Below are 24,354 nucleotides of genomic sequence, written 5' to 3'. Positions count from 1 at the left end.
AGTAATTATATTGATGGAGGAACTTTTATGAAATTTGTATTAAATAATGATGAAAATTCGTTCAATAGTCAAGCCATAAAAAACACTGAAGAAGTGATAGAGAATATAAATAAATATGTAGGTGAAGAACACATTTTGAGTCATTTAATAATAGATAATCAAGAAGTTTACAATAATATGGAAAGTTATATTGATAAATATTTTCATCGCATCGACACGATTCAAATCATTACCAAAACAACAGTACAATTTATCAATGATACTTTTATAACAGCAGAAGAGTATATTAGTAATGCATTGCCTCAATTAGAAAAGCTGATTGATCAATTTTATAATAATCCGACTGCAGCTGATTGGCATCACTTCAAACAATTCACAGATGGCCTGCAATGGCTATCAGATATGCTAGTAAATATCGATACATTAAAGGAAAGACCAACTAACTGGCAAGTGTATGTTTCTGTTTACCATGAGCTTGAAGGTCAAGTGCATGAACTGGCAGAAGGTGTAGAGAATCAAGATCACACTTTGATAGCAGATGTTATTAACTTTGAAATTAAACCTTTGTATGAGAGGTTAAAACATTTAATAACAAATACGATTGATTCAGAAGGAAGTCGTCCAAATGCTAATTGATAACAAAAACTTTTTAAGAATCAATCAACGACAATTGTTGAATAAAGTAATTGCCACTATAAACGATTCGGACAAAGTCCTAGTTGAAAATACAAAAAAAGGTTTACCTACTTTAAAAATTAAATTAGGTTCTCGTTATAATTATATACATAGCAAATACGATCCGATCTCTGAAGCTAATCGTATTGTTGAACGGTTTGAATTGGAAGAAAAAAAACAACATATTCTTATATTTGGTTTAGGCTTAGGATACCATATTGAGGCACTTACTAAAATGTATCCCAATCTATCATTTACGATCTATGAACCTGAAATGGATGTACTTTCTACTATGCTAGACACCATTTCATTAGTTGATAAATTTGGTAGATCCAAAATCACATTTATAACCAAAGATAATCTTGAAAATAAAATAAATAAGTTGCAAGCAACCTATAATCATAACATACAAATTTTTACATTACCTTTTTATGAAAAGCATTATAAAGAAGAACTAGACGCCCTTTATGAGATAATGGTCAAATCGTTAAAAAGTGAAAAAAGTCGTCTAGCCACTAATGTTTCCTTTCAAAAAAGGTGGATGATCAATGCTATTAAAAATTCACCTAAAATGATAGACACACCTAATATCTTAAAAGATGTAGATAAAAATCATTTTAATGGGAAGTCTGCTATTATTGTAGCTGCAGGCCCAAGTTTAAATTACGAACTAGCGAATTTGAAGCATATCAAGAAACACGGATTAGCATATATTTTCTCAGTCGGTTCAGCCATTAACACATTAATAGAGAATAATATTTATCCTGATGCTATTTGTACTTATGATCCACAAGCACATAATTACAAAGTTATTGAAAAAGTAAAAGAGAGAAAGATTAATACAATCCCGATGATTTTTGGAAGTACGGTGGGGTTTGAAACATTAGATAATTATGAAGGACCACTCCTTCATATGATTACAAGTCAAGATTCGTTAGCACCTTTGCTTTTCAAAGAAAATGGCCATTTAGATTTCATTTATGATGCTCCTTCTATCGCTTTAGTAACTTATCAAATGTTAACAGCTTTAGGGTTTAACACTATATATCTTGTAGGTCAGAATTTATCTTTCCAAAATAGAGTAAGATATGCAGAAGGAATAGAATATGACAAAGAAATAACAAGTGAAGAAATGCTATTTACGATAAAAGACGTGAATGATAATGATATTTTGACAAATGATGGTTACAATCGAATGAGACAACAATTGGAATCATATATAAAAGATACGCCAAATGTTGAAGTTTATAATACAACAATAAATGGTGCTAAAATTGAAGGAACTACTTTTTTACCATTAGAAAATGTTATAAAAGATCATTTAGTAAAAGAAAAACAAGTAAATGCAGAATGGTTTAAATTTGAATCGAATTATAATATCGATAAAATATGTTCAAATATAGAACATTTAAAAAGATCAAAAAGAGAGTTTGAACAGTTATTAAAGGAAATAAATAGTGTAGTTCAAAAGATTAGAGAAGGTAATCAACGAAGTACAGAAAGCACAGAAAAAAATTTCACAAGATTTGATAAGAAATTTAAAAATATAAAAAATAACAAATTCTATTTAACAATTTTGTCTCCAATGATAAGAGTTCAATCTGAAACGCTAGCGGTTAAATCAAAAACAATAAAATTTGAAAATAATATAAATAAAAAAACAACTAATTTTCTATCAGCTTTTGGCTTATTTTTAAAAGAATTAGATCAAGTATTTAAAGAAATAGAACCATACATTGATGAATTATTTGATCACATAGAAATGAAAAGGGGTTAGTAAATGGACAACTTTGATAATAAGACAATTTTAATTACCGGTGGAACAGGCTCTTTCGGTAAAAAGTTCACACACAAAATCTTGGAAATGAACGTAAAAAAGGTGATAGTTTTTAGTCGGGATGAATTAAAACAGTACGAAATGAAACAAGAATTTAGTGATGAACGGTTAAGATTCTTTATTGGCGATGTTCGAGATAAGGATAGAATGTACAGAGCTTTTGAAGGTGTTGATTATGTAGTGCACGCAGCTGCAATGAAGCATGTTGAAGCATGTGAGTATAATCCCTCTGAGGCAGTTAAAACAAATATTCACGGCGCACAGAACATCATAGATGCGGCAATAGATAAAGGTGTAGAAAAAGTAATAGCACTAAGCACAGACAAAGCTGCTGCACCTGTAAATCTATATGGCGCAACCAAGCTAGCATCAGATAAATTATTTGTAGCCGGTAATTCATATGTTGGGGATAAAAAAACTCAATTCTCTGTTGTTAGATATGGAAATGTTGTAGGAAGTAGAGGTAGTGTAGTGCCTTTCTTTAAAAAAATGAAAAAGACAGGTCGATTACCTATTACTGATGAACGTATGACTCGTTTTTGGATTACGTTAGACCAAGGTGTTCAGTTTGTTATCGATACTTTTAGAAGATCACAAGGAGGAGAAATCTTCGTACCTAAAATTCCTAGCATGAAAGTTACTGACTTAGCAAAAGCTATTGGACCAACCTGTGAAATAGATTATATTGGTATAAGACCAGGAGAAAAATTACATGAAGTAATGATCACAGAGGATGATGCAAGAAGAACTGTTGAATGCGATAATTATTATATTATTCAGCCTGAATTTCCTTGGTGGGATAAGTCAAACAATAAAAGTTATAGTTTATTGACTGATACATTTAGATATAGTAGTGATATAAATGAGCATTGGTTAAGTATTGAAGATTTAAGAACTCTTATAGCAGATTAAGGAGAATTAGTGCAAAATGAGTGATATGATACCTTATGGTCGACAATATATAGATAAAGAAGATATTAATGCAGTAATTTCTGTGTTAAGAGGTGATTTTCTTACGACTGGACCATCTATTGAAAAATTTGAGGATTCTGTTGCAAAATATGTCGATGCAAAATATGCGGTTGCATTCTCTAGCGGAACAGCAGCATTACATGGAGCATGTTACGTTGCTGGTATAAACGAAGGTGATGAAGTAATTACTTCTCCAATGACTTTTGCGGCTAGCAGTAATTGTATATTATACCAAAAAGCAACGCCTATCTTTGCTGATATTGATAAACGTACTAATAATATTGATCCTGTAGAGATAAAGAAGAATATTTCGGATTATACCAAAGCGATTATACCAGTAGACTTTACGGGACAACCATGTGATTTAGATGAGATAGTCAAAATTGCTAAAAATCATGACTTAATCATTATTGAAGATGCCGCCCATGCACTAGGGGCGACATATAAAAACAGAAAAATTGGAAGTATAAGTGATATGACCATGTTTAGTTTTCATCCAGTTAAACACATCACAACAGGTGAAGGTGGGATTATCACTACTAATAATAGAGAATATTATGAAAAACTATTAGCTTTTAGATCACATGGAATTACAAGAGACAGATCAAAATTATCCGAAGATCATGGTCCGTGGTATTATGAAATGCAATTTTTAGGTTACAATTATCGAATGACAGACTTACAAGCAGCGTTAGGAATAAGTCAAATAAATAAATCAGATTACTTTTTAAAAAGGAGAACAGAAATAGCCAACAAATATAATCAAGGCTTCACTAACATACCTGAAGTTGAACGACCTTACCGACCAGAATTTAATAGTAACAGCTGGCATTTATATGTCATTCGATTACGATTAGAAAAACTAAAAGTTGATAGAAAAACAATATTTGAGGAACTAAGAAATAAAAGTATTGGAGTTAATGTACATTATATTCCTGTATATTATCAACCATATTATAAGGAGTTGGATTATAAAAAAGGTATTTGTCCGAATGCTGAATCATTGTATGAGGAAATAATTAGTTTACCTTTATTCCCGAGCATGACAGACGCTGATATAAAATATGTAATAGAGACAGTTAAAGATACAGTTTTGCGATTTTCAATAAGAGGTTAAGGTGATATAAATGAAAATTGTGGCAATAATTCAAGCTAGAATGGGTTCGTCACGACTACCTGGTAAGGTTTTAAAAAAAATAAAGCAAAAAACTATATTATCGCATGTATTAAATCGAATTGCTCAATCAAAAAATATTGACTGTATCGTTGTGGCAACAACAACACAAAAAATTGATGACCAAATTGTTTCGGAGGTTAATAAGCATGGCTTCAATGTTTACAGGGGATCTGAAGATAATGTACTAGACAGATTCTATCAAACGGCTGTTGCTTATTCTGCGGATGTTATTATTAGAATCACTTCTGATTGCCCTTTAATAGATCCTGAAATTATTGACAAGATGGTTCATTTTTATATAAAGAATAATTACTCGTTAGTAACTAATGCAGGTTCTGAAATGTCGAAAAGAACCTTTCCAAGAGGATTAGACGTAGAAATTTTTTCAATGGATGTATTAAAAAAAGCATTTCATCAAGCAAAATTATCATATCAAAAAGAACATGTAACACCATTTATATACGAAAAAAATAACAACATTTATTACTATACAAACAAAGAAAACCTTTCTCAGCATAGATGGACTTTAGATACTGAAGAAGATTTTCAATTAATAAAGAAAATATACAACGAAATGTATAGTGGTGAGCATAATTTTTATATGGGTGATATCGTACAATTATTTAATAGAAATCCAGAATTGTTCAATATAAATGCGCATATTGAACAAAAAAAAGTAAAGTAAGAGGTTATTATTTTATGCGAGTATTAATATTCACAGAAGCTGGTAGCAAGATCGGCTTAGGACATATAATTAGATGCTTATCATTATATAGGGAAATAACAGCAAGAAATATTGATGTACAGCTAATAATTGAAGGAGACATCGATTATAACGAAATTTTAAAAGATGTTCAATTTAACGTAATCAATTGGTATTCTCATGAGCATTTAAACAATATTATACAACCTAACGATTATTGTATAATTGATTCCTATATAGCTAGTAGAGAAACGTATATAGTAATTTCAAAATTGGCAAAAAAATGTCTGTATATTGATGACTATTATAGAATTAATTACCCTGAAGGAATGGTTATAACACCTTCATTAATATCAAAAGAATTTAAAGATAAAGGTTATACACATTATATTTCTGGGCCTAACGTTATTTGTTTAAGGGAAAGTTTTCTCAATAATGAACCAAAAGAAATAAGAAGAAATGTTTCCAACATACTAATAACATTAGGCGGTTCTAATCTTTCAAGTTTACTATCAAATATTGTTGATCTTCTTTGTAATAGATACTCAGCGATAACATTTCACGTAGTTGGGAACTTAAAAAGTCATTTGATAAATAAACCATACACAAATTTAAAAATCTATAATAATCTTACTGCGGACAGGATGAAAAATTTAATGATAACAGCTGATTTTGCTATTACCGGAGCAGGGCAAACTGTTTTTGAATTAATTGCAACAGGAACCCCCTTTATACCGGTACAAATCGCAGAAAACCAAAAGAATTCTGTTAAAAATTTAATAGATTTAAAATTATGTAACCAATATTTAAATCATGATGAAGAGAATCTGTTAGATAAACTTTTAATTAGTTTTGAAGAAAATTTAAAGTATGATGTTAGAAAAATTTCACATGAAAAGTTAATTAATATAATAGATCTTAATAGTGTTAGAAATATAGTTAATTATTTACTATTAAATGATGAAATGATTAGTCAATACAAAATTCGAAAAGCCGTAGATTTAGATATTTTTAATGTTTATAATTTGTCCAACGATCCCATTGTAAGATACTTTTCATTAAATCAACAAGAAATAAGTTGGAAAGAGCATGTTCATTGGTATGAAAAAGTTTTAACTAAAACGAATTTATTATTTTATATTATAGAAAATAATAAAAGTGAGTTTTTCGGACAAATTCGATTTGAAATTGATAAAGACTTTGCAACGATTAGTATAAGTTTGACTGATAACTGCAGAGGTAAAGGCTTAAGTCTGTCTTTTGTATTTGAAAGTATTAAAAAAATGAGAAAAGAATGTCCGACAGTAACAAAAATAGTTGCATATATTAAGAAAGATAATGAGGCATCAAAAAAAGTGTTTGAAAGAGCTGGTTTTAATTTTGTGAATAAAGAACAATCTGTATTAAAATATATTCTAAATTTATAATGGTAGGTGATGATCATATGTTAATAGGCGATATAGATATCGATAAACAAGTCTTTATCATAGCAGAGTTATCAGCTAATCATGGTCATGATATACAGGTTGCTAAAGATACGATTAAAGCTGCAAAAGAAGTAGGCGCAGATGCTATCAAGTTACAAACCTACACACCTGACACAATTACCATTGATTGCGATAATGAATACTTCCAAATACAAAATGGTACTATTTGGGATGGCAGGTCATTATATGATTTATACAAGGAAGCATATACACCATGGGAATGGCATGAAGAATTAATGGAATATGCAAAACAACTAGGTCTCATATGCTTCTCTAGTCCATTTGACCTTTCCGCTGTAGATTTTCTTGAGGATTTAAATGTACCAGCTTATAAAATTGCATCGTTTGAAATCATTGATATACCATTAATTGAGTATGTAGCTTCCAAAAATAAACCTGTAATAATATCCACAGGAATCGCTACTTTTTCTGAAATAGATGAAGCAGTTACGGCCTGTAAAAGAGCCGGAAATGATAATGTTATTTTGTTGAAATGTACTTCCTCTTACCCTGCAAAAATTGAAGAAGCAAATTTATTAACCATGAAGAATTTCAAAAAAACTTTTAATGTAGAGATAGGATTGTCGGATCACACGCTTGATGATATTGTACCAATAACTGCTGTTGCATTAGGGGCTAGAGTTATTGAGAAACACTTTATTTTAAGTAAAGAAATTGGCGGTCCGGATGCCAGTTTTTCCTTAGATAAAAATCAATTTAGAAAGATGGTCAGTAACGTACGTGATGCAGAAAAGTCTTTAGGAAATGTTAATTATAAATTAACTAAAAGCAAAAAGAAAAGTAGGGAATTTTCCAGATCATTATTTGTTACCAAAGATATAAAAAAAGGTGAAGACTTTACGAGTAATAACATTCGTTCAATTCGACCAGGTTATGGTTTAAAACCTAAATATCTTAAGGACGTTTTAGGAAAAAAGGCAAGTGAAAATATTTATAAAGGTACACCGTTAAAATGGAAATATATAGAATAAATCTAACTAGCAAAAGAGAAAAAACTTAAGATTATTCTTTTGTTGAATCAATTTTCTAATCTTTTAACTGAAACTCTTACAAATGCTTCAAATTATCAAAAACAATTTGAAAAACAACAAATAGTTAGTACTCACCTGAATAATGGAAAATGGATTCATCGGCAATTTGTTGAGAATGCCTCAAGAAATAAAATAGAGAGTTTATATAAGTTGTTTAATCTAGAACTATCAAAAAACTTCTTTGACTTTAATTTAATGGAGGATTTACTAGTTTCGATACAAAACAATTATAGTGACTTTCTACGAAAAAATATAATGCCGGAAATTGCTGATAATTATCAAAGGAAATTTGATTTATTTGTTGGAAATAAAAGAAGTTTTCAATAAAATGGAAATGAATACAGCTTAAACTGTTCAATTAGAAAGCACGTTTAGATTAGTCATGAACTATTGACTAAATTATATGAAAATCTAATAATTTTCAATTACCATCCGATATAAAAAGAAACAGGTAAATGACAAGGAGTGAACCTTGATGGCTTATAGTGTAAATACCTCTAATCGACTAACTGGTTTTGCATCAGGTATTGATACCGAATCAATGGTCAAAGAATTAATGGCAGCTGAACGAATCCCATTAGATAATATGACGCAGGATTTAACATGGAAAACATGGCAACGTGATGCCTACCGTGAAATGAATACACTGCTGTCCGAATTAGATAATCAATTATTAAATATGAAGCTCCAAAAAACGTACAGTTCCAAAGCTACTTCGTCGACAGACTCTTCAGCAGTTACTGCAACAGCGACTGCCGGGGCGACTAGTAGTTCGTACTCTATCCAAGTAGATCAATTAGCAACTTCAGCGATTAACGTGAGTGCAAATTCGATTTCCGGCAGCACAAAAATCGATCCAAATGGAAAATTAAGCGAACAGGACTTTGCTGGTAATAATATAACCGCAGATGGTTCTTTTGACGTTTCCTATTTTAACGAGGCTGGAGAAGAAGTAACCAAAACTATTTCTTATACCGCTGATGATTCGTTAAATAGTGTGTTAAAAAAGATAGGATCAGAAACAGGAAATGAATTACGAGCAACTTATGATACACAAAGTGATAAAATCGTTATCGAAAGAACGAAGACAGGTGATTTTAATACTGCTGGAAATGAAATTGGTATTAGCGGAGACTTTTTTTCTAGTACAATGCAGATGACTGGAACAGAGTCAGGTGGAACCGATGCAGTCTTTAAATACAATGGTGTAGAATTTACATCGAAACAAAACTCTTATAAATTAAATGATGTCACGTTTAATTTCACCAATGTTACGACGAATCCTGTAACAGTAACGGTGACGGACGATGTTGATGCAGCATATGAGAATATTAAAGGGTTTGTAGACAAATACAATGAAATTATTGAAAAAGTGAATTCTCGTCTAAACGAAGATCGCTACCGTAATTATGATCCATTAACAGATGAGCAAAAAGATGAAATGTCTGAAAGCGAAATTGAACTGTGGCAAGAAAAATCTCAAAGTGGTTTATTGAAAAATGATTCTCTATTAGAAAATGGATTATGGTCGATGAGAAGAGATATGTATAGCACCGTCGAAACAAACGGATCCTATAATCATTTAACAGCAATTGGGATTGATACATCTTCTGACTTCTCAAAAAATGGAAAATTAGAAATTAATGAAAAAAAGCTAAAGGAAGCTCTTCAAGAGGACCCTGAATCAGTCTATAAATTATTTTCGAATGATGTGGAAGGTGAAGGAAAAGGGATTATTAACAGATTGGAAGATTCGATTGAAACGACGATTTCTAATATTGAAAAACGTGCAGGTAAAACAGGGGCTACGTTAGAAACTTATACACTTGGTCGCCAAATGGATGATATGGAAGATCGAATTTCAGCTTTTGAGGATCGTCTCGTAAATATTGAAGATCGATACTGGAGTCAATTTACTGCAATGGAAAAAATGATTTCACAAATGAATTCACAAGCGAGTTACTTAACGCAAGCATTTAGTTAATGAATAGTAGCTACTAACGAAACAGGTGTATATTAATGAATATTGTCAAAGAATTATACCGTATAACGCAAGATATTGATCAACTATTAAATCAATCGATTGTCCAATCAAATAGAGCTGATGTCTTAACGAATGTACAATCATTGTTGGATGAACGGGAAGTACTAATGAAAAAGTTACATACTCCTGTTTCAAATGAAGACAAAGAGTTAGGTCAATCATTGTTGCTTTTAGATAAACAAATTCAGAAGCGTATGAACGAGTTGTTTAATAAGGTTAAATTGGATATGAAGCTAGTAAAAAAACAAAAGACATCTAATCAGAAATACTTAAATCCATATAAAAATATCGCCAATTTTGATGGTACTTTTTTAGACAAGAAGAAGTAATGGAAAGTCTATTCTTATAGGTAATAATATGAACAAAAGTGATACCAACATTGAGAAGGTATCACTTTTTTATTTAGTCCTCTTCTATTATATTACTGTTTGAAGCGCAACTCTCCAATTAAAGGCACCAAATTATCAAATAAATGCGTATTCCCATCCTCCACCGAATACCCACCAAAATACCTGCCAAACACTCCCAAATCCCGAAATTCCACCATTCGCTCATAAAGTTCTTCAGCTAATTCTTGTTCACCCAACTCCAAACAATACCAAATCAAAATTCCATATACAGCAGGCGATTCATACTTAACGACAGCCTCTTGCGTAGCCGAATCATAGACACCTGCAATCTCACCATTCTTCATAAGCTCGTCCCTAACAAATCGCAAAAACTTCCCAGTATCATCACCATTCACCACACGATAATAAGCAGCCAGTGCCTGATCCACCATATGTACTTCCTTCTCATAAATGTAAACCTGATTCGTGTTATCATAATACTTCGCTAAAAATCCATTTTGCATCTCAGCTTCAGATAACACCTGAATCATCGCTGAATAGGCTTGCTCACTCAATATGCCTCTGTCAAACATTTCTCGCAATGCATGTGGGTCAATATATGACAAGGTGATCACATCAGCAGCCTGCTGATATTTCACATCATAAAAGTCAGTCAACAAATTCCCGGACATATTATGTACAGCCAAGAATCGACCGATCTGATCAGCAGTTTCCCTATATTCATCACGATTCCACAACTCATCAGCCTGATATAAAGCATGAAGAATACGCAAATCATCCACAAGGGCATTTGTTGTCACTTCCGCAACACCCGCTTCAGTCAGCTTCCATGGAATGAATCCATCCTCCCGATAAAAATGAACCTGAAACATCTGGTATGCTTCTTCAAAAAGTTCAACATCTTGTTTTTCTACCGCATAGACCATACAAAGCCCCACGCTCTCGGACAATGCTTCCCGTCCTTGCACATAATCTGCATCAGCTTCTTCGTTATCCAAAATATAAGTAGCAAGTGTTCCGTTATCATTTGTAAACCATCGTTGAATGAATGCTTCTGTTGCCAGCATCGGACTTTTTTGAAAAAACATCATCATACCGATCACAACTCCAATCACTACTGCTATGATTATTAACTTCCGCAAAACCATCTACTCCCATCGATAACTAGGCCGAACGTCGGTCATGCTGGTCTTTCTGATTAAATCGTTTCGTTTTATACCAGGTTACTTCCTGTTTCAGAATCACGCGTTTTAATTCGATGAAGGCTGCATAGATGACGAGAAAGATCCACATTTGTGAGTAGGTGAAGTACATAAGACATACTGTAGCGATATTTTTTGCTGTGAGTTGTCCTTTTTCAAAGCTTAAGGCTAATAGTTCCTCAATAACGAACAATAAGAAGCCAACAATCAGTAATGGCAGTGATACAAAGCCAACGCTAATATCCAAGTTGGTAAAAAAGCTAGCAATAAACAATCCCTGTGAAATAATCGTTACACCAAAGAAGAATACATAGGTAAACATAAAGTACAGTAAATCCAACCCAATGCGTTTATGCTTCATCTTAAAAAAGTGCAAGAAAAACTTCGTAATCACATAAAGATTCCCTCGTGCCCAACGAGTCCGCTGTCGCCACCATACTTTCATTGTTTCCGGTTCTTGCTCCCACGTGATCGCATTAGGAAAAAATCGAATATGATAGCCTAAATCGTAAATGCGGAAGCTTAGCTCGGTATCCTCTGATAGTGCACCTTCATCCCAACCACCGAGTTCATCTAAGATCGAGCGGCGGATGGCAAAATTGGTACCAGGTATGGTTGCCAGCTTGAACCAAAACCATCTGCCAGCCTGAGCTAGCCATTGAAAGGTTAACGTCTCAATATTGATCAAGCGAGTTAATAAGTTTTTGGACGCGTTTAATACGCGGAATTTACCAACTACAGCGCCAGCTTTCCGGTCATTCATTAAGCCAAGTACGAGCCAAAAGATTGCGTCTGGTTCCGGAGTATTATCGGCATCATAGACGCAAATAATTTCACCTGTTGCATATTCCAAACCATTATTAAGTGCTGCCGATTTACCTTTACCTCCGAGGGGTGGCTTCGTATGGATGACCTGAATGTATGGAAAACGTTTATGATAGCCCTCACAGATTTCTCCGGTTCTGTCACTGGAATTATCATTAATAACGAGTACTTGCAACTTATCAATCGGGTATCTTAAATTACTCATTGCTTCCAAAGTCTCTTCGATTACCACCTCTTCATTATGCGCTGGAATCAGCACGCTGACAGTAGGATAGTAGGGGATATTTCGCTGCCATTTTTCCGCTTTCTTCTGATAACTGGAATACAGCCAGTAGCCGCCTTGCATTAAGAAAATATGGTAAAACAACATACTCCAAATGATTAACAGTAATACTAAAATAAAAACATTTGTCATCGGAAAACCTCCTTACTGGCGAATAGATTAAGCAACTCGACGCAAGTACCGGCGTCCTCTGAGACTGTTTCTCCGGTGAACTACTCTGAAAATATAGAACGAAAATAGCAGAATAGCACTTACACCAATACTGACAAACGCCCATAGTGAAGCATGCACCATGTTTTTCAGTTTGGCAGTAAGCAATGCTGGATGTTCGCGATACATTTTTACATAATCAATCTCTTTTTGAATCACACCGTTCTCAGCTGTAATTGTGACATTATTCGCTTCGACCTTTGCATCTGAATGCTTTAAATCAATCCATTCCAAGTTTGGAATTTTCGTTAATTCATCCAGTAAAACCCTTAGTTGTTCAACCCCTAAATAAGGGTGATAAAAGGCAGTGATTGCACCGTCACGTACCATTTGCTGCTTCTCTGCTTCGATCATAATGTTATCAATCGCAGTGGCACTATTTGGTATAACATAGCCAAGTGTCTCAGTCAGTAATTGCATCCCATAAAAAATGCTTGGATTAGTCACGTACGGTGAGGTACTCATTATTTTCCAATCCTCATCACTTAATTGCACCTGCCCGGCATAATACGAAAAATGCTCGGCAACGTTTCGGTAGCCATTTTGCGATATCGTGTAGTGAGGTGCTTCGAATGCTAATGGGTAGAGACCGTTGTTTGCTAATTCCTGTACGCCGAGATTAATCCGATTCTGAATATAATTATTTTCAAAATTGGTAAGGTAAGCTTGATATGCTTCCGCAGATGGAAACTCATTCTCCCTTTTAATCTCTTCACCTGGTTTACGATATACCGGCATATCATTTTTCACATCCCAAAACTCAAAGCCTTCACCAGATACTGCCTCTTCTTGAAACTGGTGCGTATAACCGTGCATCACAATACTCGCACCATTTGTTTGCATGTATTGCAGTACCTTCACAAGTTCAGGAAAATCGTACAGGTGATATGTTTTGTTATTTTTCGGATCGGTAAAAACAGAAATTAAGGCGATCATATAAGGAATATCACGCTCCTTTAATTCTTTTGCAATCGCCATAAGCTGCGCTGGATCAGAATCAGGGCTTACATCCTCTAAACGCAGATAGGCAGGATGCACCGCTTCATGTTCCTCTTGAAAAACATCGTGTAGGACCTCGCCAAAGGCAATGGTAAGCGGATCGTGTAAGGCGGTAGAGGGAAAATAATAACTGTCCTGATTTTTTAAAAACAAGGGATACTCCTCTGTAGAACTGTTCGTTACGGTTGCAAGTACCTCCACACCGTTAGCTGGATTTGCAACGAGCACAGATCGAGGATACACCGAAAGCGATTGATCATCATTGCTGGTTAATTCAATTTTGTTATATTCGGCAGTACCATTTACTTCAAAGAAGGTAAATCGCTCGCCAAGTTGCTCACTATTCAGACCTAGCGCAACAACTGTACCTTGGAAACTTGTGATAAGTGGTGCAATATTTGCTGGTAATCGATCATGCACTTGTCCATAGTAAAATACATGTGTTTTGCCAGTGAGATCTGCTTTTTCTACTTCTGTAACGGATGTAAAGACGATATCTTCAGTGAAATGTCCAATCATTAAATCTAATAAACGCATATGTTCATCCATCTCTCCCGAATCTGAAGAATAGATTACTAATACGTGGTGATTGGTCAACTCTTCAGCGTAAATAGCCGAACAAAACAGGATGAATAATAGGGTTGATAACAAAGCAATTCGTATGATGTTGTTATAACACATAATGCCACCTCGATTCAGGTAATTTATTCTTAATAAAGAACAAGTGGTTATAAGTATCTCTTACTTCTTCGGAATGCTAGAAAAAGGAGAAATGTAATGATAAGCAGGCCAGCAATCGCCCAGTAATATTCTGCTTGTAATAAGGTGGACTGCCATCGCCATTCATTTGTAAAACTAAAAAAATTTTTGCGATTGGTTTCTTCGTTATCGATTAGAGTATGGTACTGATCTCGGGAAATAATGGCTGTACCATCGATTGATACAGAAAAATTATGCTCACGCAAATCGAACCAACCTATGTCTGGACCAAATTTGCTCTCCAATGCTGTGACCAGTTTTTTCAAACCGTTCACTCCTAAAAAAGGATGGTAAAAACCACTAATCACACCGTCCCGAACGACTGAAACCTCGTTCATTAATGCTTCCATATCCTGTAGCGAGTCCGTTTGATCATAACGGACATAACGAATCGTCTCCGGTAGTAATGTCATGCCATATAAAAAATCAGGTTCGGAGACGGCAGGTACATCTGTCATCATTCGCCAGTCTTGATCAGATAATTGCACTTGCCCGATATAAGTATTGAAATATTCAGAGACAACGTTGTATCCATTTTGACTCATCGCATAGTGGGGTGCCTCGAAGGCGACAGGATATAGATTATTGGCTGCCAGTTCGTTAATACCATTTTCAATATGTTCTCTTATATAAGCTTCTTCAAAGGCTTTTCTTTCTGTCAAATAGTTCTGGTAAGCTTCCGGTGTAGTGAAATCCTCTTTGGATTGCAGTGTTTCATAGCTGTCCGAAGGGAAATAGACTGGATGATTATTTGTCTTATCCCAAAATTCAAAACCGTCTCCTGTTGTTCCAAACCCGTATTGATCGGTGTAGCCGTGTAAGATAATACTGGCACCATTTTGTTGCATCTCCTGAAGCACAGCCACTAACTTAGCGTTTTCCGATAGGTGAATCTCTTCTTCGCTCTCAGGATTCTTATAGACAGGTGTGACCGAAACGAGATAAGGGATATCCTTTTCGTTTAAGTAGGTGAAAATTTCTCTGACTTTATCGGCATCCAGTTTAGGGTTCACATCTTCAAGTCGCAGCATCACCTGTGTTCCGTCATGATGGTCCACATCAAAATAATCATGCAAGGCATCGGCAAAAAAATTAGAAACAGGAGAGAACAACTGGTTGGTTGCAACATACATCGTTTTATCCTGCTGAATAATAAGCGGGAATTGCTGCTGATCTGTTACTTCTACGATAGTTTCGCTGGCTGTGTTTGTTGTTACAGGAAAAAGACTAATTTCCTGATCCTCGATCGATTTATCTCTATTATTTGTGATCGAAGCTTGCTGGAGAGAGAGGAGGCTGGATGACTCTTTATCCAGCCACGAAAAAGGTGCAAGCTGTTCCGCATTATGACCAATTGCTAATACAGGTCCACTAAAATCATCGATAAGCTTAATCGTTGAAGGATCGACTTTCTCTGACACGTGACCGTAGTATACGAGGTGGGTTTTGTTTGATAGATCAGTAGAAGTTAATTCTGAACTGGCTATAAACGCGGTGTCACGAGTGAAGTGAGCCAGTTGCAGTTCTAACAATTGCTGGTATTGATCCATTTGACCGTTCTCTGCAGCGTACACCACTAATACATTTGTAGAAGCAGCACGAACAGCCGGCGTGTGGAAAATAATATATGTAAGAGCAAGGACTACTAAAGTCAGACAAACTTTGGCAAAACGCAAAACGTTCACTCCGTTCTTATGAAATGTTCTATATAAAGAACATACAACATTTATATTAAGAACGCAAGCGGTTTTTGTTAAATATGTGTGAATCTGTTTGTGTGCAGGGTATGTTTTTGCCTAAAAGAGTGGGGAGGAGGGGGTGTTTGATAATAAACAAAAGATTGGGTTATAACCAGGAACATGTATACTAGAAAGCGAAATAACTGAATATACATTAATAAACTTTGAGATCATTTTGATATGTTGCTAGTGATATGATAGCCACTTCGACCAACCACTTCGCACAATCCCACGGGAGTCTACGGAGGTCACAGAAAAACATATAACGGAAATTAATTCTCCCACTTAGATAGCTATAAACATGTTTAAAGTGGTTTCAATCCACCACTTTAATATGATATTTTGCATGAATTTTTGGATTCGATTTTCCTGTTGCAAATTTTTATGGACTTTTTCAGTGGCCTTGAGTCTATGTGGTTGGCCTGTGCTAGGGTGTTTACTATACAACTGATGTGACAGTTAGTATACTGAGTGCTAAATAAGAAAAAGCTGCGCATAACACGAATCTTCTTTGAAAGATGTCGTGTTATGCTCGGCTTTTCGTTTAACCATTAATCTTATGTCCAGCCTCTTTCATAGCTGTCAGTTTACCATATCACTATTCTCATGATAAACACCCTCATAGCGCTGAATCACTTCTAACGGCTCTGGCCGTGCCAGTAAGAAGCCCTGGACGTAGGAAACGCCAATTGATTTTGCCATCGCCAAATCTTCCGGAACTTCTATGCCTTCCAGCACAAACTTTGTATCAGTATGTAAACAATAGTTTACGATCGAGCGCACCATTTCCTGCTTGCGGCTGGACTTTGCTAAATGCTGTGCGAAATAGCGATCCATTTTTACAAAATCGGGTTTTAGCTCGACAATTGCTTTTAAAGAGGATACTCCTTTACCAACATCATCAATTGCAAGGGAATAGCCCTTGTTCTTTAGTGCCTTCACATTGTCATGGACATCTTCAATCTGCTGCATTATATCCGGTTCGTTAATCTCTAAAATAATCTGATTTGGCCTTATTTTGGTATCCTGTATTGCACAATCTAGAAATTCTGGGAAATCTAGCTGGGCTAAATTGGCAGGGTAAACATTAATCAACAACCTTTTCTCATCCCAAGCCCCTGTCACAATCGAATCATAGGCAATCAGCGCTTTTCGTATCGAACGAACCTCCAATTCAAAAAAGCGATGCGTTTGACTTGCTTTTTCGAACAGAATTTCTGGATTTTTAAATAAACGTGTACGCAGTAATGCTTCATATCCTACCGGGGACAAGGATTTAAGATCGTATAGTGCTTGAAAATAGTGCTCAAATTTCTCATTTGTAATGAGATCATGTAATTTTGTGACGGACATGTGGCACCCCTTTTAATCATAGTAGAGATAGCTTGTTGCAGATGACTGCTGATGTCATTAAAAACACTTACTCATACATTTCTAACTTGGTTGGGCATAAGTGGCGGTTACATTCCAATTTGGTAGAAACATATGACTTACGCTCATCGATAACTTGATCTGTAGTAGTTACCTGAGTAATGGATCTAATTCAATTTACCTAACATTTTACAACAACATACAAGCGGTTTCCACAACATTCCACAAATTGTTCCAAAAAGTTTCAGAGCATTTTGATAGCATTTGTTAGAAAAAACATACAAAAAGCCCTCTTCATTATGAAAAGAGGGCTGCATGTCATTTGATTAATGTCGTTTGCTAAGCCAAAGTACTCCTGATTTTGCTAGGCGAGGCAGAAGGCCTGTGACAGGCTGGCTGTACATGCTACCGAATCCATCCGACTTACCGAGCGAACCAAGTTTTCCTTTTAGTTTAATGTCTTTTGGTGAGCTTGGTGCCTTGCCATTCAATACATCTGCTAAAATGTCGCCGATTTGTTCTCCTTGCACCCCTGCAAGCTGTGCACTTGGCGAGTACTCAGATGCTGCACAGTCACCGACTACATATACATTCGGATTCGAAAGTACTTGATAAAACTCATTAATTATAATTTTTTCGTGCCGGTCTTTTTCAAACGGCAGACTGCGAACCAAGTAATGAGGACGTACACCGGCTGTCCAGATGATGACATCACTCTCAATACCTTCTCCGTTATTATAAAAGAGGCCTTCAGCTACTAATTCCACATTACTGTGGTGCAGAATATGCACATCATTTTTGACAAACCAGTCTTCTACATACGATTGTACCTTTTCGTCAAAAGCAGATAAAACCGAGGCACCACGGTCTAATAAACGGATATTTAAATCAGGTCTGCTTTCTCTAATTTCCGAAGCTACTTCAATACCACTGAGACCAGCGCCGACAACAGATACTTGACTGTATGCTGGCAAATTATTGATTTTAATGCTTGCTTTTCGGGCTCTCTCAATGGTTTGTACACTTTCGGTATATTCCATCGCTCCCTGAATCCCATGATAGTTGTCTTCACAGCCTAACCCGATCACTAAATAATCGTATTCGACCATATTGTCATTATTTTGCAGACGAATCCGCTCATTTTCGGTATCGATTTCCACGATTTCACCGTATATGTATGAGATTTGCTCATGGACTGGAAAGTCAATACGAACTTCCTTATCTGATTTAGTACCGGCTGCAATCGCGTAAAATTCTGTTTTTAAAGAATGATACGGATTCCGGTCAATCACTGAAATGTGTACATCACTTGGTATACCATTATCCATTAACTGGTGTAAGGCGTTCATTCCTCCGTAGCCTCCACCGATGATGACTACCCTTTTCATCTTTTCAAAACCCCTGTCTATCATAAAATCATATATTGTAGATAGTTTCCCAATCTTACCTAACTTTAGACTACCAAAATTGATTCGATAACACTAGAAAAAACGAGAAAAAATCTGTAAAAAAAGCAAATGTTCCACTATTCAGACAATTAAGAAGTAATTTTTTGCCTATTCTATAAAGAAATGTTATAAAGTATATATAAGTATGTAAGCGGAAACAAATGAGGAGGAGATTTGCGTGGAATTGTTAGAAATACAAGGAATGACCGAAAAAATAAAAAGTAATGTAAAACAAGTAGTGGTGGGCCAGGACGAGACCGTTGACCTTTTGTTAGTAGCATTGATTTCTTCTGGACATATTTTATTGGAGGATGTGCCTGGAACGGGAAAGACGTTGATGGCAAAATCATTAGCGAAATCGTTAAATGGCGTATTCAAGCGGATTCAGTTCACACCAGATTTATTGCCAACTGATATTACCGGTATCCATTTTTTTAGTCAGCAAAAAGGTGAATTTGAATTCCGTCCGGGACCGATTTTTTCTAATATTCTACTAGCGGATGAAATTAATCGTGCGACACCGCGTACACAGTCAAGCTTGCTCGAAAGTATGGAAGAAAGACAAGTGACGATTGACGGGGAAACGCATCAGCTGGAGCGTCCATTCTTAGTTATTGCCACACAAAATCCGATTGAAAGTCAGGGAACATTTCCACTTCCAGAGGCACAATTGGACCGCTTTTTGTTAAAAATACATATGGGGTATCCGTCGCGTGAGGAAGGACTGGAGATTCTTACCCGCTTTAAGTCAGAAAATCCGCTGGCAGATTTACAAGCCATTATCGAGATGGAAGAAGTAGTAGCCATGCAGGATATTTTCAGTGAAGTTGAGATAAGTAAGGATGTGTTACATTACCTAGTCGATGTCATTGAAAAAACGCGGGAACATGATGGCGTTGCACTTGGCGTCAGCCCGCGTGGTAGTCAGGCCTTGTTAAAAGCAGTCCAGGTATATGCATTATTACAAGGACGAACTTACGTGATACCGGACGATATTAAGAAAATGGCGAAACCAGTACTCGGTCATCGTATTGTGCTTAAGCAGCGAATCGGCGTTAAACAGGGGCAATCAGATGCCGTGCTCGAAGAAATCTTACAACAAGTTCCCGTTCCGACAGAGGCGGAGAAGGAATTTGCCAAATGAATATAGCCTGGCTGATCGTCGTACTATTAGCAGTTATTTTGTTACAGGGGACGTTATATCGCAGATGGGGCTTAAAGGGGATCAGCTACCGTCGCAAATTTATTCAGGATGCCGTCTTCGAAGGGGAGACGATTGACATGGTCGATGAAATTGCCAACAAAAAGCTGTTACCGATACCGTGGATTCGCTTGGAGTCAAAGATGAGTCCCAATCTGCTCACACAATCTGAACAAAACAATAAACAACAGGAAGGGGAGATGTTCCACCGTACCCTATTTAGTTTGTTGCCGTACCAGAAGATTACAAGAAAGCATCGGTTAACGGCGATGAAGCGTGGTTATTATCCATTGCAAACGGTCTCTGTTACGACAGGTGATGCGGTCGGATTTGGTGAGGTATTTGACAGTTTTAATGCCCATACGGCGGTGACGGTCTATCCGCAAATCGTAGCACTTGATGATATTCCGTTGCCATCCCATAGCTGGTTAGGGGATATTACCGTCAAGCGCTGGATCGTCGAGGATCCTTTTTTGCAAGCTGGAATTCGTGAATATCAGCAGGGCGACCCGCTGAATTCGATCAATTGGAAAGCAACAGCGAGAAGTCAGCAGCTCCAAATCAATAAAAAGGATTTTACGGCAGACCACCACTTATTAATCTATGTCAATTTTGATATACATGAAGACATCCGTATGCCCATTGAACGGCCGGATACCATTGAAAAAGGTTTGGCATATGCGGCTTCATTAGCCAGTTATGCGATCGAACAAGGCATTTCGACTGGCTTTGGCTGTAACGGTTATTATGTCGAACCTTTCGTCAATTCAACCGACCGGATCAAGCCTTCAGTCCGGATTGTCCCTTCTAGCAGTGGGCAACAAACAGGCTACATATTAGATGCAATTGCCAAGGTGAAAATGGATAGAAGCCGCAATTTCCGTGGTTTTTTACAGGAGGATATTGATCAAGGCGTGACGCAATCAGATATTATCATTTTCACCTATGTGGTCACAGAAAAAATGGAAAACCAAATTGCCCAGCTAGAAAGCCTTGGTAATGCTGTAGAAGTTGTTACATTGGGAAATGCACCAGCAGAGAGGGGGGACGCTTATGCCGGCTAAGACAAAGCAATTTCCGTCCGTTCTCTTTCACGGCCTGATCGAATGGATCGGTTTTTTCCCGATTTTTCTTGTGGTCGGGGTATGGCTTTTCGACAGTCCCTATCTCTACTATTGGGTCGTAAGCTTATTACTACTGTTTAGTTTGGGCTACTTATTCAGGTGCTTCATTTCGAACCGCTGGCTGGCGATTGGATTAAGTACTCTGTTAACAGTGGGGATAACGTATGTAATAGCCCTTACAATTTGGGCGATGATAGTGGGACTATTACTCGGTTTCTTTGTTTCCTTTCGAGGTGTTCAACATGCGGAAAATGATTGGGAAGATCTATTTCCGAGTCGTCTGCTGTGGAGTATTTGTCTACCGCTTTATTTTGTCGCTTATCTGTATTTTCGGTATAACGACTCGGTAGCAGGTTTCGATTGGATGATCAGTTACCTTGGATTAGTGTTGATTGTACTGATGCTCTTTTTAACCAATCGGGAGCACATTGAGAGAGAATCCTTGGAAAAAGGTAAAAAGAAAAAAGTAGCAGCAGACATTTCCAGACTGAACAAAGGCTATTTAATCGTCACGCTCGTCGTTGTATTTCTGATTACGAACTTTGGAATGATTCAGTCCGCCCTTTTCAATGGGATTCGGTCTCTGATTCAATCGATTATTTGGCTGGTTTCACTCGGCAATGATGAAGAAGAAATTAAACAGGAACAGCCACCAGCAGATATGACGCCTTCGTTACCAGGGGCAGAACAGCAGGAAACATCTGCATTTGCCGAATGGATGGATCGCATGATGCACCTGGTGAGCTATGCGCTGATGGCAGTATTGCTCATTTTATTTATTGCCTTATTGTTTAACAAAACAAGAAGATTGCTCATAAAAGCGGTCGTTCAACTGTGGAAGATGATGCAGCAAATGTTCAGCAGAAGACAGTACCAAGAAACATCAACAGACTTTCACGATGAAAAAGAAAGCCTGTTTGATTGGCAGCAGTGGCGTAAGCAAAGTCAGCAAAAAATAAACGAGACATGGCAAAACATTACGAATCGCAAGCCTAAATTTGAAAACATGACGAATGAACAGAAGGTCCGCTTCTTATATAAAAAAGCGTCTGCCAATATTCGAAGACAAGATAAGTGGCACGCTGCACTGACAGCGCATGAGGTAATTGCGTTAAACGAGCAGCATCAAACACTTGCTGTATTAGAATCCTGGTACGATGATATTCGCTATGGCAACTTTTCAATAAATGAACAGCATGAGCGTCAGTTGTGGCAATTGTGGGAAAAAATGCAGCAAAATGGGATGTAACCAGAAGGTGCATCCCATTTTTGTTGTCAATTCATACTAAAGGTTCATTAAAGAATACGTTGTCTTACCCGATATTAAATAATAGAAAGGGATAACTTTGTGCAACAAAAAGCTGGTAAGTTGAATATCAATTAAAATCTCATGGCTTTTTTTGACAATCTGGCAGCTTATAGGCAACCTGTTGAAAGGGGGCTCTAATATGGATATAGCAGCAATGTCAATTGCGATGAACCAAGCGAATGTTAAGCAACAAGCTAGTATTTCCTTGATGGGAAAGGCTATGGATCAAGCTGAAACACAATCGAATAGTATGATCAAGATGCTTGAAAGCTCTATGCATCCGCATCTTGGAAAAAACATCGACATCAAAGGCTGATGTTTAAGGATCTGGGATTAATGCCAGATCCTTTTATTATAAATAGAAAAAAACTATCTTTCTTAACGAGGATTAACCTTTTACTTGCTGCGCGAGGCTTATCAGATAAATAGTTTAACAGAATAAATCACCATCGATTACCAGATATTTATCTAATGAAAAAAATTATGTTCACTCTAGCCAAAAAATGAATGGCCATCGCAATACCCCTGAGCAAAAATCTTCTGTTTTAAAAGTAAAATCAGTAATCCTCTAAACTTTTTTTTCAGACAACCGATATTATTCATAACAACTTAATAAGGAGATGAACTATTCATGGAAATTGGTAATTTGATGACAGGATCTCCACTTGTGCAGACAGATAGCATACATGAGCCATCCACATCCGCAAGAGCGCGATCCAATAACCATGAACAAGCAGCAATTCAACCAACTACTGAAGCAACTGAACCGAATCCAGAACAACTGAAAAGCATGGTGGATGGATTGAATTCTTTTTTGGAACTATCCAATACAAGTATTAAATATGAGTTACATGACAAGCTGGATCGGTATTATGTGACGATTGTAGACCGTGAAACAAAAGAAGTGGTCAAAGAAATCCCGCCAAAGAAATTATTAGATGTTTATGCATCAATGGCAGAACTGATGGGATTTATCGTCGACGAAAAAATTTAGTGACAGGGATAGAGGAGCGTTATACATGGCTTATCAGCAATATCAGGCATATCAGAACAACTCGGTAAATACAGCGACCCCAGGAGAACTGACCTTAATGTTATATAACGGCTGTTTGAAATTTATGAAACAGGCCAGAAAAGCAATGGAAGCGAACCAGTATGAAACAAAAAATGAAATGGTGAAAAAAGCACAAAATATCATTCGGGAGCTCATGGTAACCTTAGATCAGGAGTCACTGATTTCGAAGCAGATGTTACCTTTATATGACTTTGCTTATCACGCCCTGACACAGGCAAATGTAAAGAATGACATGGAACAACTAGATCAGGCGTATACCATTATCGAAGACTTTCGTGACACGTGGAAAGAAGTCATTAAACAGGAACGCATTCGTCAGCATGGTCAAGGTATGAATGCCTAAATCACGTTCGAGTAAAATAACCACACCATTACTGTGGTTATTTTTTTGTGTAAAGTTAAATTATTGTAAAAAAATTTTGAATTTTGTTCACATATCATTCGTTTAAAATTAACATAGTGTGGTATTATGTATATATAGCTTATATGAGCTTTATAGTTTGAAAGGAGGA

22 protein-coding genes are annotated in these 24,354 nt (G+C 36.3%); 16 read left to right on the top strand and 6 right to left on the bottom strand.

Annotated features, from left to right (window positions below; all coding sequences use genetic code 11):
• Positions 1 to 27: 27 nt before the first annotated feature.
• The 10 genes from MUN88_RS20050 (at position 28) to fliT (ending at position 10,276) form a co-directional block, all read left to right on the top strand.
• Positions 28 to 636 carry a DUF8042 domain-containing protein gene (locus tag MUN88_RS20050; RefSeq protein WP_244718622.1) on the top strand — a complete coding sequence of 203 codons (609 nt, stop codon included), beginning with the start codon at positions 28 to 30 and terminating at the stop codon, positions 634 to 636.
• A complete protein-coding gene (locus tag MUN88_RS20045; protein ID WP_244718620.1) occupies positions 626 to 2,452 on the top strand; it encodes a motility associated factor glycosyltransferase family protein in 1,827 nt (608 codons plus the stop codon). The genes MUN88_RS20050 and MUN88_RS20045 overlap by 11 nt, the downstream gene beginning before the upstream one ends.
• A gap of 3 nt (positions 2,453 to 2,455) precedes the next feature.
• Positions 2,456 to 3,424 carry a UDP-N-acetylglucosamine 4,6-dehydratase (inverting) gene (gene pseB, locus MUN88_RS20040; protein ID WP_244718618.1) on the top strand — a complete coding sequence of 323 codons (969 nt, stop codon included), beginning with the start codon at positions 2,456 to 2,458 and terminating at the stop codon, positions 3,422 to 3,424.
• Positions 3,425 to 3,440: 16 nt separating this feature from the next.
• Entirely contained in the window at positions 3,441 to 4,601 is a 1,161-nt protein-coding gene (gene pseC, locus MUN88_RS20035) for a UDP-4-amino-4,6-dideoxy-N-acetyl-beta-L-altrosamine transaminase (RefSeq protein ID WP_244718616.1), read from the top strand.
• A gap of 10 nt (positions 4,602 to 4,611) precedes the next feature.
• Positions 4,612 to 5,346, top strand: a complete 735-nt coding sequence (locus tag MUN88_RS20030; protein WP_244718614.1) for a cytidylyltransferase domain-containing protein — start codon at positions 4,612 to 4,614, stop codon at positions 5,344 to 5,346.
• A 14-nt stretch (positions 5,347 to 5,360) separates the two neighbouring features.
• Positions 5,361 to 6,791 (top strand): bifunctional UDP-2,4-diacetamido-2,4,6-trideoxy-beta-L-altropyranose hydrolase/GNAT family N-acetyltransferase, encoded by a 1,431-nt coding sequence (locus MUN88_RS20025; protein ID WP_244718612.1) that lies wholly within the window; start codon positions 5,361 to 5,363, stop codon positions 6,789 to 6,791.
• A 17-nt stretch (positions 6,792 to 6,808) separates the two neighbouring features.
• Positions 6,809 to 7,843, top strand: coding sequence for a pseudaminic acid synthase (gene pseI / locus MUN88_RS20020; protein ID WP_244718610.1), 1,035 nt, complete (start codon positions 6,809 to 6,811; stop codon positions 7,841 to 7,843).
• Between the two features lie 39 nt (positions 7,844 to 7,882).
• The gene (locus tag MUN88_RS20015) at positions 7,883 to 8,230 is read left to right on the top strand and encodes a hypothetical protein (RefSeq protein ID WP_244718607.1); all 348 of its coding nucleotides are present in this window, start codon (positions 7,883 to 7,885) and stop codon (positions 8,228 to 8,230) included.
• 148 nt (positions 8,231 to 8,378) lie between these two features.
• A complete protein-coding gene (locus tag MUN88_RS20010) occupies positions 8,379 to 9,887 on the top strand; it encodes a flagellar hook-associated protein 2 (protein WP_244718604.1) in 1,509 nt (502 codons plus the stop codon).
• A 35-nt stretch (positions 9,888 to 9,922) separates the two neighbouring features.
• Positions 9,923 to 10,276, top strand: coding sequence for a flagellar protein FliT (gene fliT, locus MUN88_RS20005; protein WP_244718601.1), 354 nt, complete (start codon positions 9,923 to 9,925; stop codon positions 10,274 to 10,276).
• Positions 10,277 to 10,368: 92 nt separating this feature from the next.
• Here fliT and MUN88_RS20000 read toward each other — a convergent pair whose 3' ends face one another.
• The 6 genes from MUN88_RS20000 to MUN88_RS19975 all read right to left on the bottom strand — a co-directional run bounded on the left by MUN88_RS20000 (position 10,369) and on the right by MUN88_RS19975 (position 19,073).
• Complete coding sequence (locus MUN88_RS20000) at positions 10,369 to 11,439, bottom strand: glycosyl hydrolase family 8 (RefSeq protein WP_244718598.1); 1,071 nt, start codon at positions 11,437 to 11,439, stop codon at positions 10,369 to 10,371.
• Between the two features lie 22 nt (positions 11,440 to 11,461).
• Positions 11,462 to 12,739, bottom strand: a complete 1,278-nt coding sequence (locus tag MUN88_RS19995) for a glycosyltransferase family 2 protein (RefSeq protein WP_244718595.1) — start codon at positions 12,737 to 12,739, stop codon at positions 11,462 to 11,464.
• Positions 12,740 to 12,766: 27 nt separating this feature from the next.
• The gene (locus MUN88_RS19990; RefSeq protein WP_244718592.1) at positions 12,767 to 14,497 is read right to left on the bottom strand and encodes a DUF2334 domain-containing protein; all 1,731 of its coding nucleotides are present in this window, start codon (positions 14,495 to 14,497) and stop codon (positions 12,767 to 12,769) included.
• A gap of 47 nt (positions 14,498 to 14,544) precedes the next feature.
• Positions 14,545 to 16,251, bottom strand: coding sequence for a DUF2334 domain-containing protein (locus MUN88_RS19985; RefSeq protein WP_244718589.1), 1,707 nt, complete (start codon positions 16,249 to 16,251; stop codon positions 14,545 to 14,547).
• A 645-nt stretch (positions 16,252 to 16,896) separates the two neighbouring features.
• Positions 16,897 to 17,667, bottom strand: a complete 771-nt coding sequence (locus MUN88_RS19980) for an EAL domain-containing protein (RefSeq protein ID WP_244718586.1) — start codon at positions 17,665 to 17,667, stop codon at positions 16,897 to 16,899.
• Positions 17,668 to 18,011: 344 nt separating this feature from the next.
• Positions 18,012 to 19,073, bottom strand: coding sequence for an NAD(P)/FAD-dependent oxidoreductase (locus tag MUN88_RS19975; protein ID WP_244718584.1), 1,062 nt, complete (start codon positions 19,071 to 19,073; stop codon positions 18,012 to 18,014).
• A gap of 238 nt (positions 19,074 to 19,311) precedes the next feature.
• On the opposite strand from MUN88_RS19975, the gene MUN88_RS19970 reads away from it, so the two are divergent.
• From MUN88_RS19970 to fliS, 6 genes are all read left to right on the top strand, one after another.
• Positions 19,312 to 20,277, top strand: a complete 966-nt coding sequence (locus tag MUN88_RS19970) for an AAA family ATPase (protein WP_244718581.1) — start codon at positions 19,312 to 19,314, stop codon at positions 20,275 to 20,277.
• On the top strand, positions 20,274 to 21,398 hold the full coding sequence (locus MUN88_RS19965; protein WP_244718578.1) for a DUF58 domain-containing protein: 1,125 nt from the start codon (positions 20,274 to 20,276) through the stop codon (positions 21,396 to 21,398). Before MUN88_RS19970 ends, MUN88_RS19965 begins: the two co-directional genes overlap by 4 nt.
• On the top strand, positions 21,388 to 22,707 hold the full coding sequence (locus MUN88_RS19960) for a DUF4129 domain-containing protein (protein ID WP_244718576.1): 1,320 nt from the start codon (positions 21,388 to 21,390) through the stop codon (positions 22,705 to 22,707). Before MUN88_RS19965 ends, MUN88_RS19960 begins: the two co-directional genes overlap by 11 nt.
• A 199-nt stretch (positions 22,708 to 22,906) precedes the next feature.
• Positions 22,907 to 23,083, top strand: a complete 177-nt coding sequence (locus MUN88_RS19955) for a YjfB family protein (RefSeq protein ID WP_244718573.1) — start codon at positions 22,907 to 22,909, stop codon at positions 23,081 to 23,083.
• A 315-nt stretch (positions 23,084 to 23,398) separates the two neighbouring features.
• Entirely contained in the window at positions 23,399 to 23,761 is a 363-nt protein-coding gene (flaG, locus tag MUN88_RS19950) for a flagellar protein FlaG (RefSeq protein WP_244718570.1), read from the top strand.
• 25 nt (positions 23,762 to 23,786) lie between these two features.
• Positions 23,787 to 24,185: a flagellar export chaperone FliS gene (gene fliS / locus MUN88_RS19945; RefSeq protein WP_244718567.1), complete on the top strand. Its 399-nt coding sequence runs from the start codon at positions 23,787 to 23,789 to the stop codon at positions 24,183 to 24,185.
• The last annotated feature ends 169 nt before the right edge of the window (positions 24,186 to 24,354 follow it).

The sequence above is a fragment of the Gracilibacillus caseinilyticus genome (assembly GCF_022919115.1).
GTDB lineage: Bacteria > Bacillota > Bacilli > Bacillales > Amphibacillaceae > Gracilibacillus > Gracilibacillus caseinilyticus.
The sequence above is the reverse complement of the archived record's forward strand: the minus strand, read 5'-3'. Positions and strand labels throughout refer to the sequence as shown.

Coding starts and splice junctions, on each gene's coding strand:
- MUN88_RS19995 (WP_244718595.1), bottom strand. CDS start 12,739: ATGACAAATGTTTTTATTTTAGTATTACTGTTAATCATTTGGAGTATG.
- pseI (WP_244718610.1), top strand. CDS start 6,809: ATGTTAATAGGCGATATAGATATCGATAAACAAGTCTTTATCATAGCA.
- MUN88_RS20030 (WP_244718614.1), top strand. CDS start 4,612: ATGAAAATTGTGGCAATAATTCAAGCTAGAATGGGTTCGTCACGACTA.
- MUN88_RS19960 (WP_244718576.1), top strand. CDS start 21,388: ATGCCGGCTAAGACAAAGCAATTTCCGTCCGTTCTCTTTCACGGCCTG.
- fliS (WP_244718567.1), top strand. CDS start 23,787: ATGGCTTATCAGCAATATCAGGCATATCAGAACAACTCGGTAAATACA.
- MUN88_RS19980 (WP_244718586.1), bottom strand. CDS start 17,667: ATGTCCGTCACAAAATTACATGATCTCATTACAAATGAGAAATTTGAG.
- MUN88_RS20010 (WP_244718604.1), top strand. CDS start 8,379: ATGGCTTATAGTGTAAATACCTCTAATCGACTAACTGGTTTTGCATCA.
- MUN88_RS19955 (WP_244718573.1), top strand. CDS start 22,907: ATGGATATAGCAGCAATGTCAATTGCGATGAACCAAGCGAATGTTAAG.
- pseB (WP_244718618.1), top strand. CDS start 2,456: ATGGACAACTTTGATAATAAGACAATTTTAATTACCGGTGGAACAGGC.
- MUN88_RS19990 (WP_244718592.1), bottom strand. CDS start 14,497: ATGTGTTATAACAACATCATACGAATTGCTTTGTTATCAACCCTATTA.
- MUN88_RS19975 (WP_244718584.1), bottom strand. CDS start 19,073: ATGAAAAGGGTAGTCATCATCGGTGGAGGCTACGGAGGAATGAACGCC.
- MUN88_RS20045 (WP_244718620.1), top strand. CDS start 626: ATGCTAATTGATAACAAAAACTTTTTAAGAATCAATCAACGACAATTG.
- MUN88_RS19965 (WP_244718578.1), top strand. CDS start 20,274: ATGAATATAGCCTGGCTGATCGTCGTACTATTAGCAGTTATTTTGTTA.
- flaG (WP_244718570.1), top strand. CDS start 23,399: ATGGAAATTGGTAATTTGATGACAGGATCTCCACTTGTGCAGACAGAT.
- fliT (WP_244718601.1), top strand. CDS start 9,923: ATGAATATTGTCAAAGAATTATACCGTATAACGCAAGATATTGATCAA.
- MUN88_RS20050 (WP_244718622.1), top strand. CDS start 28: ATGAAATTTGTATTAAATAATGATGAAAATTCGTTCAATAGTCAAGCC.
- pseC (WP_244718616.1), top strand. CDS start 3,441: ATGAGTGATATGATACCTTATGGTCGACAATATATAGATAAAGAAGAT.
- MUN88_RS20025 (WP_244718612.1), top strand. CDS start 5,361: ATGCGAGTATTAATATTCACAGAAGCTGGTAGCAAGATCGGCTTAGGA.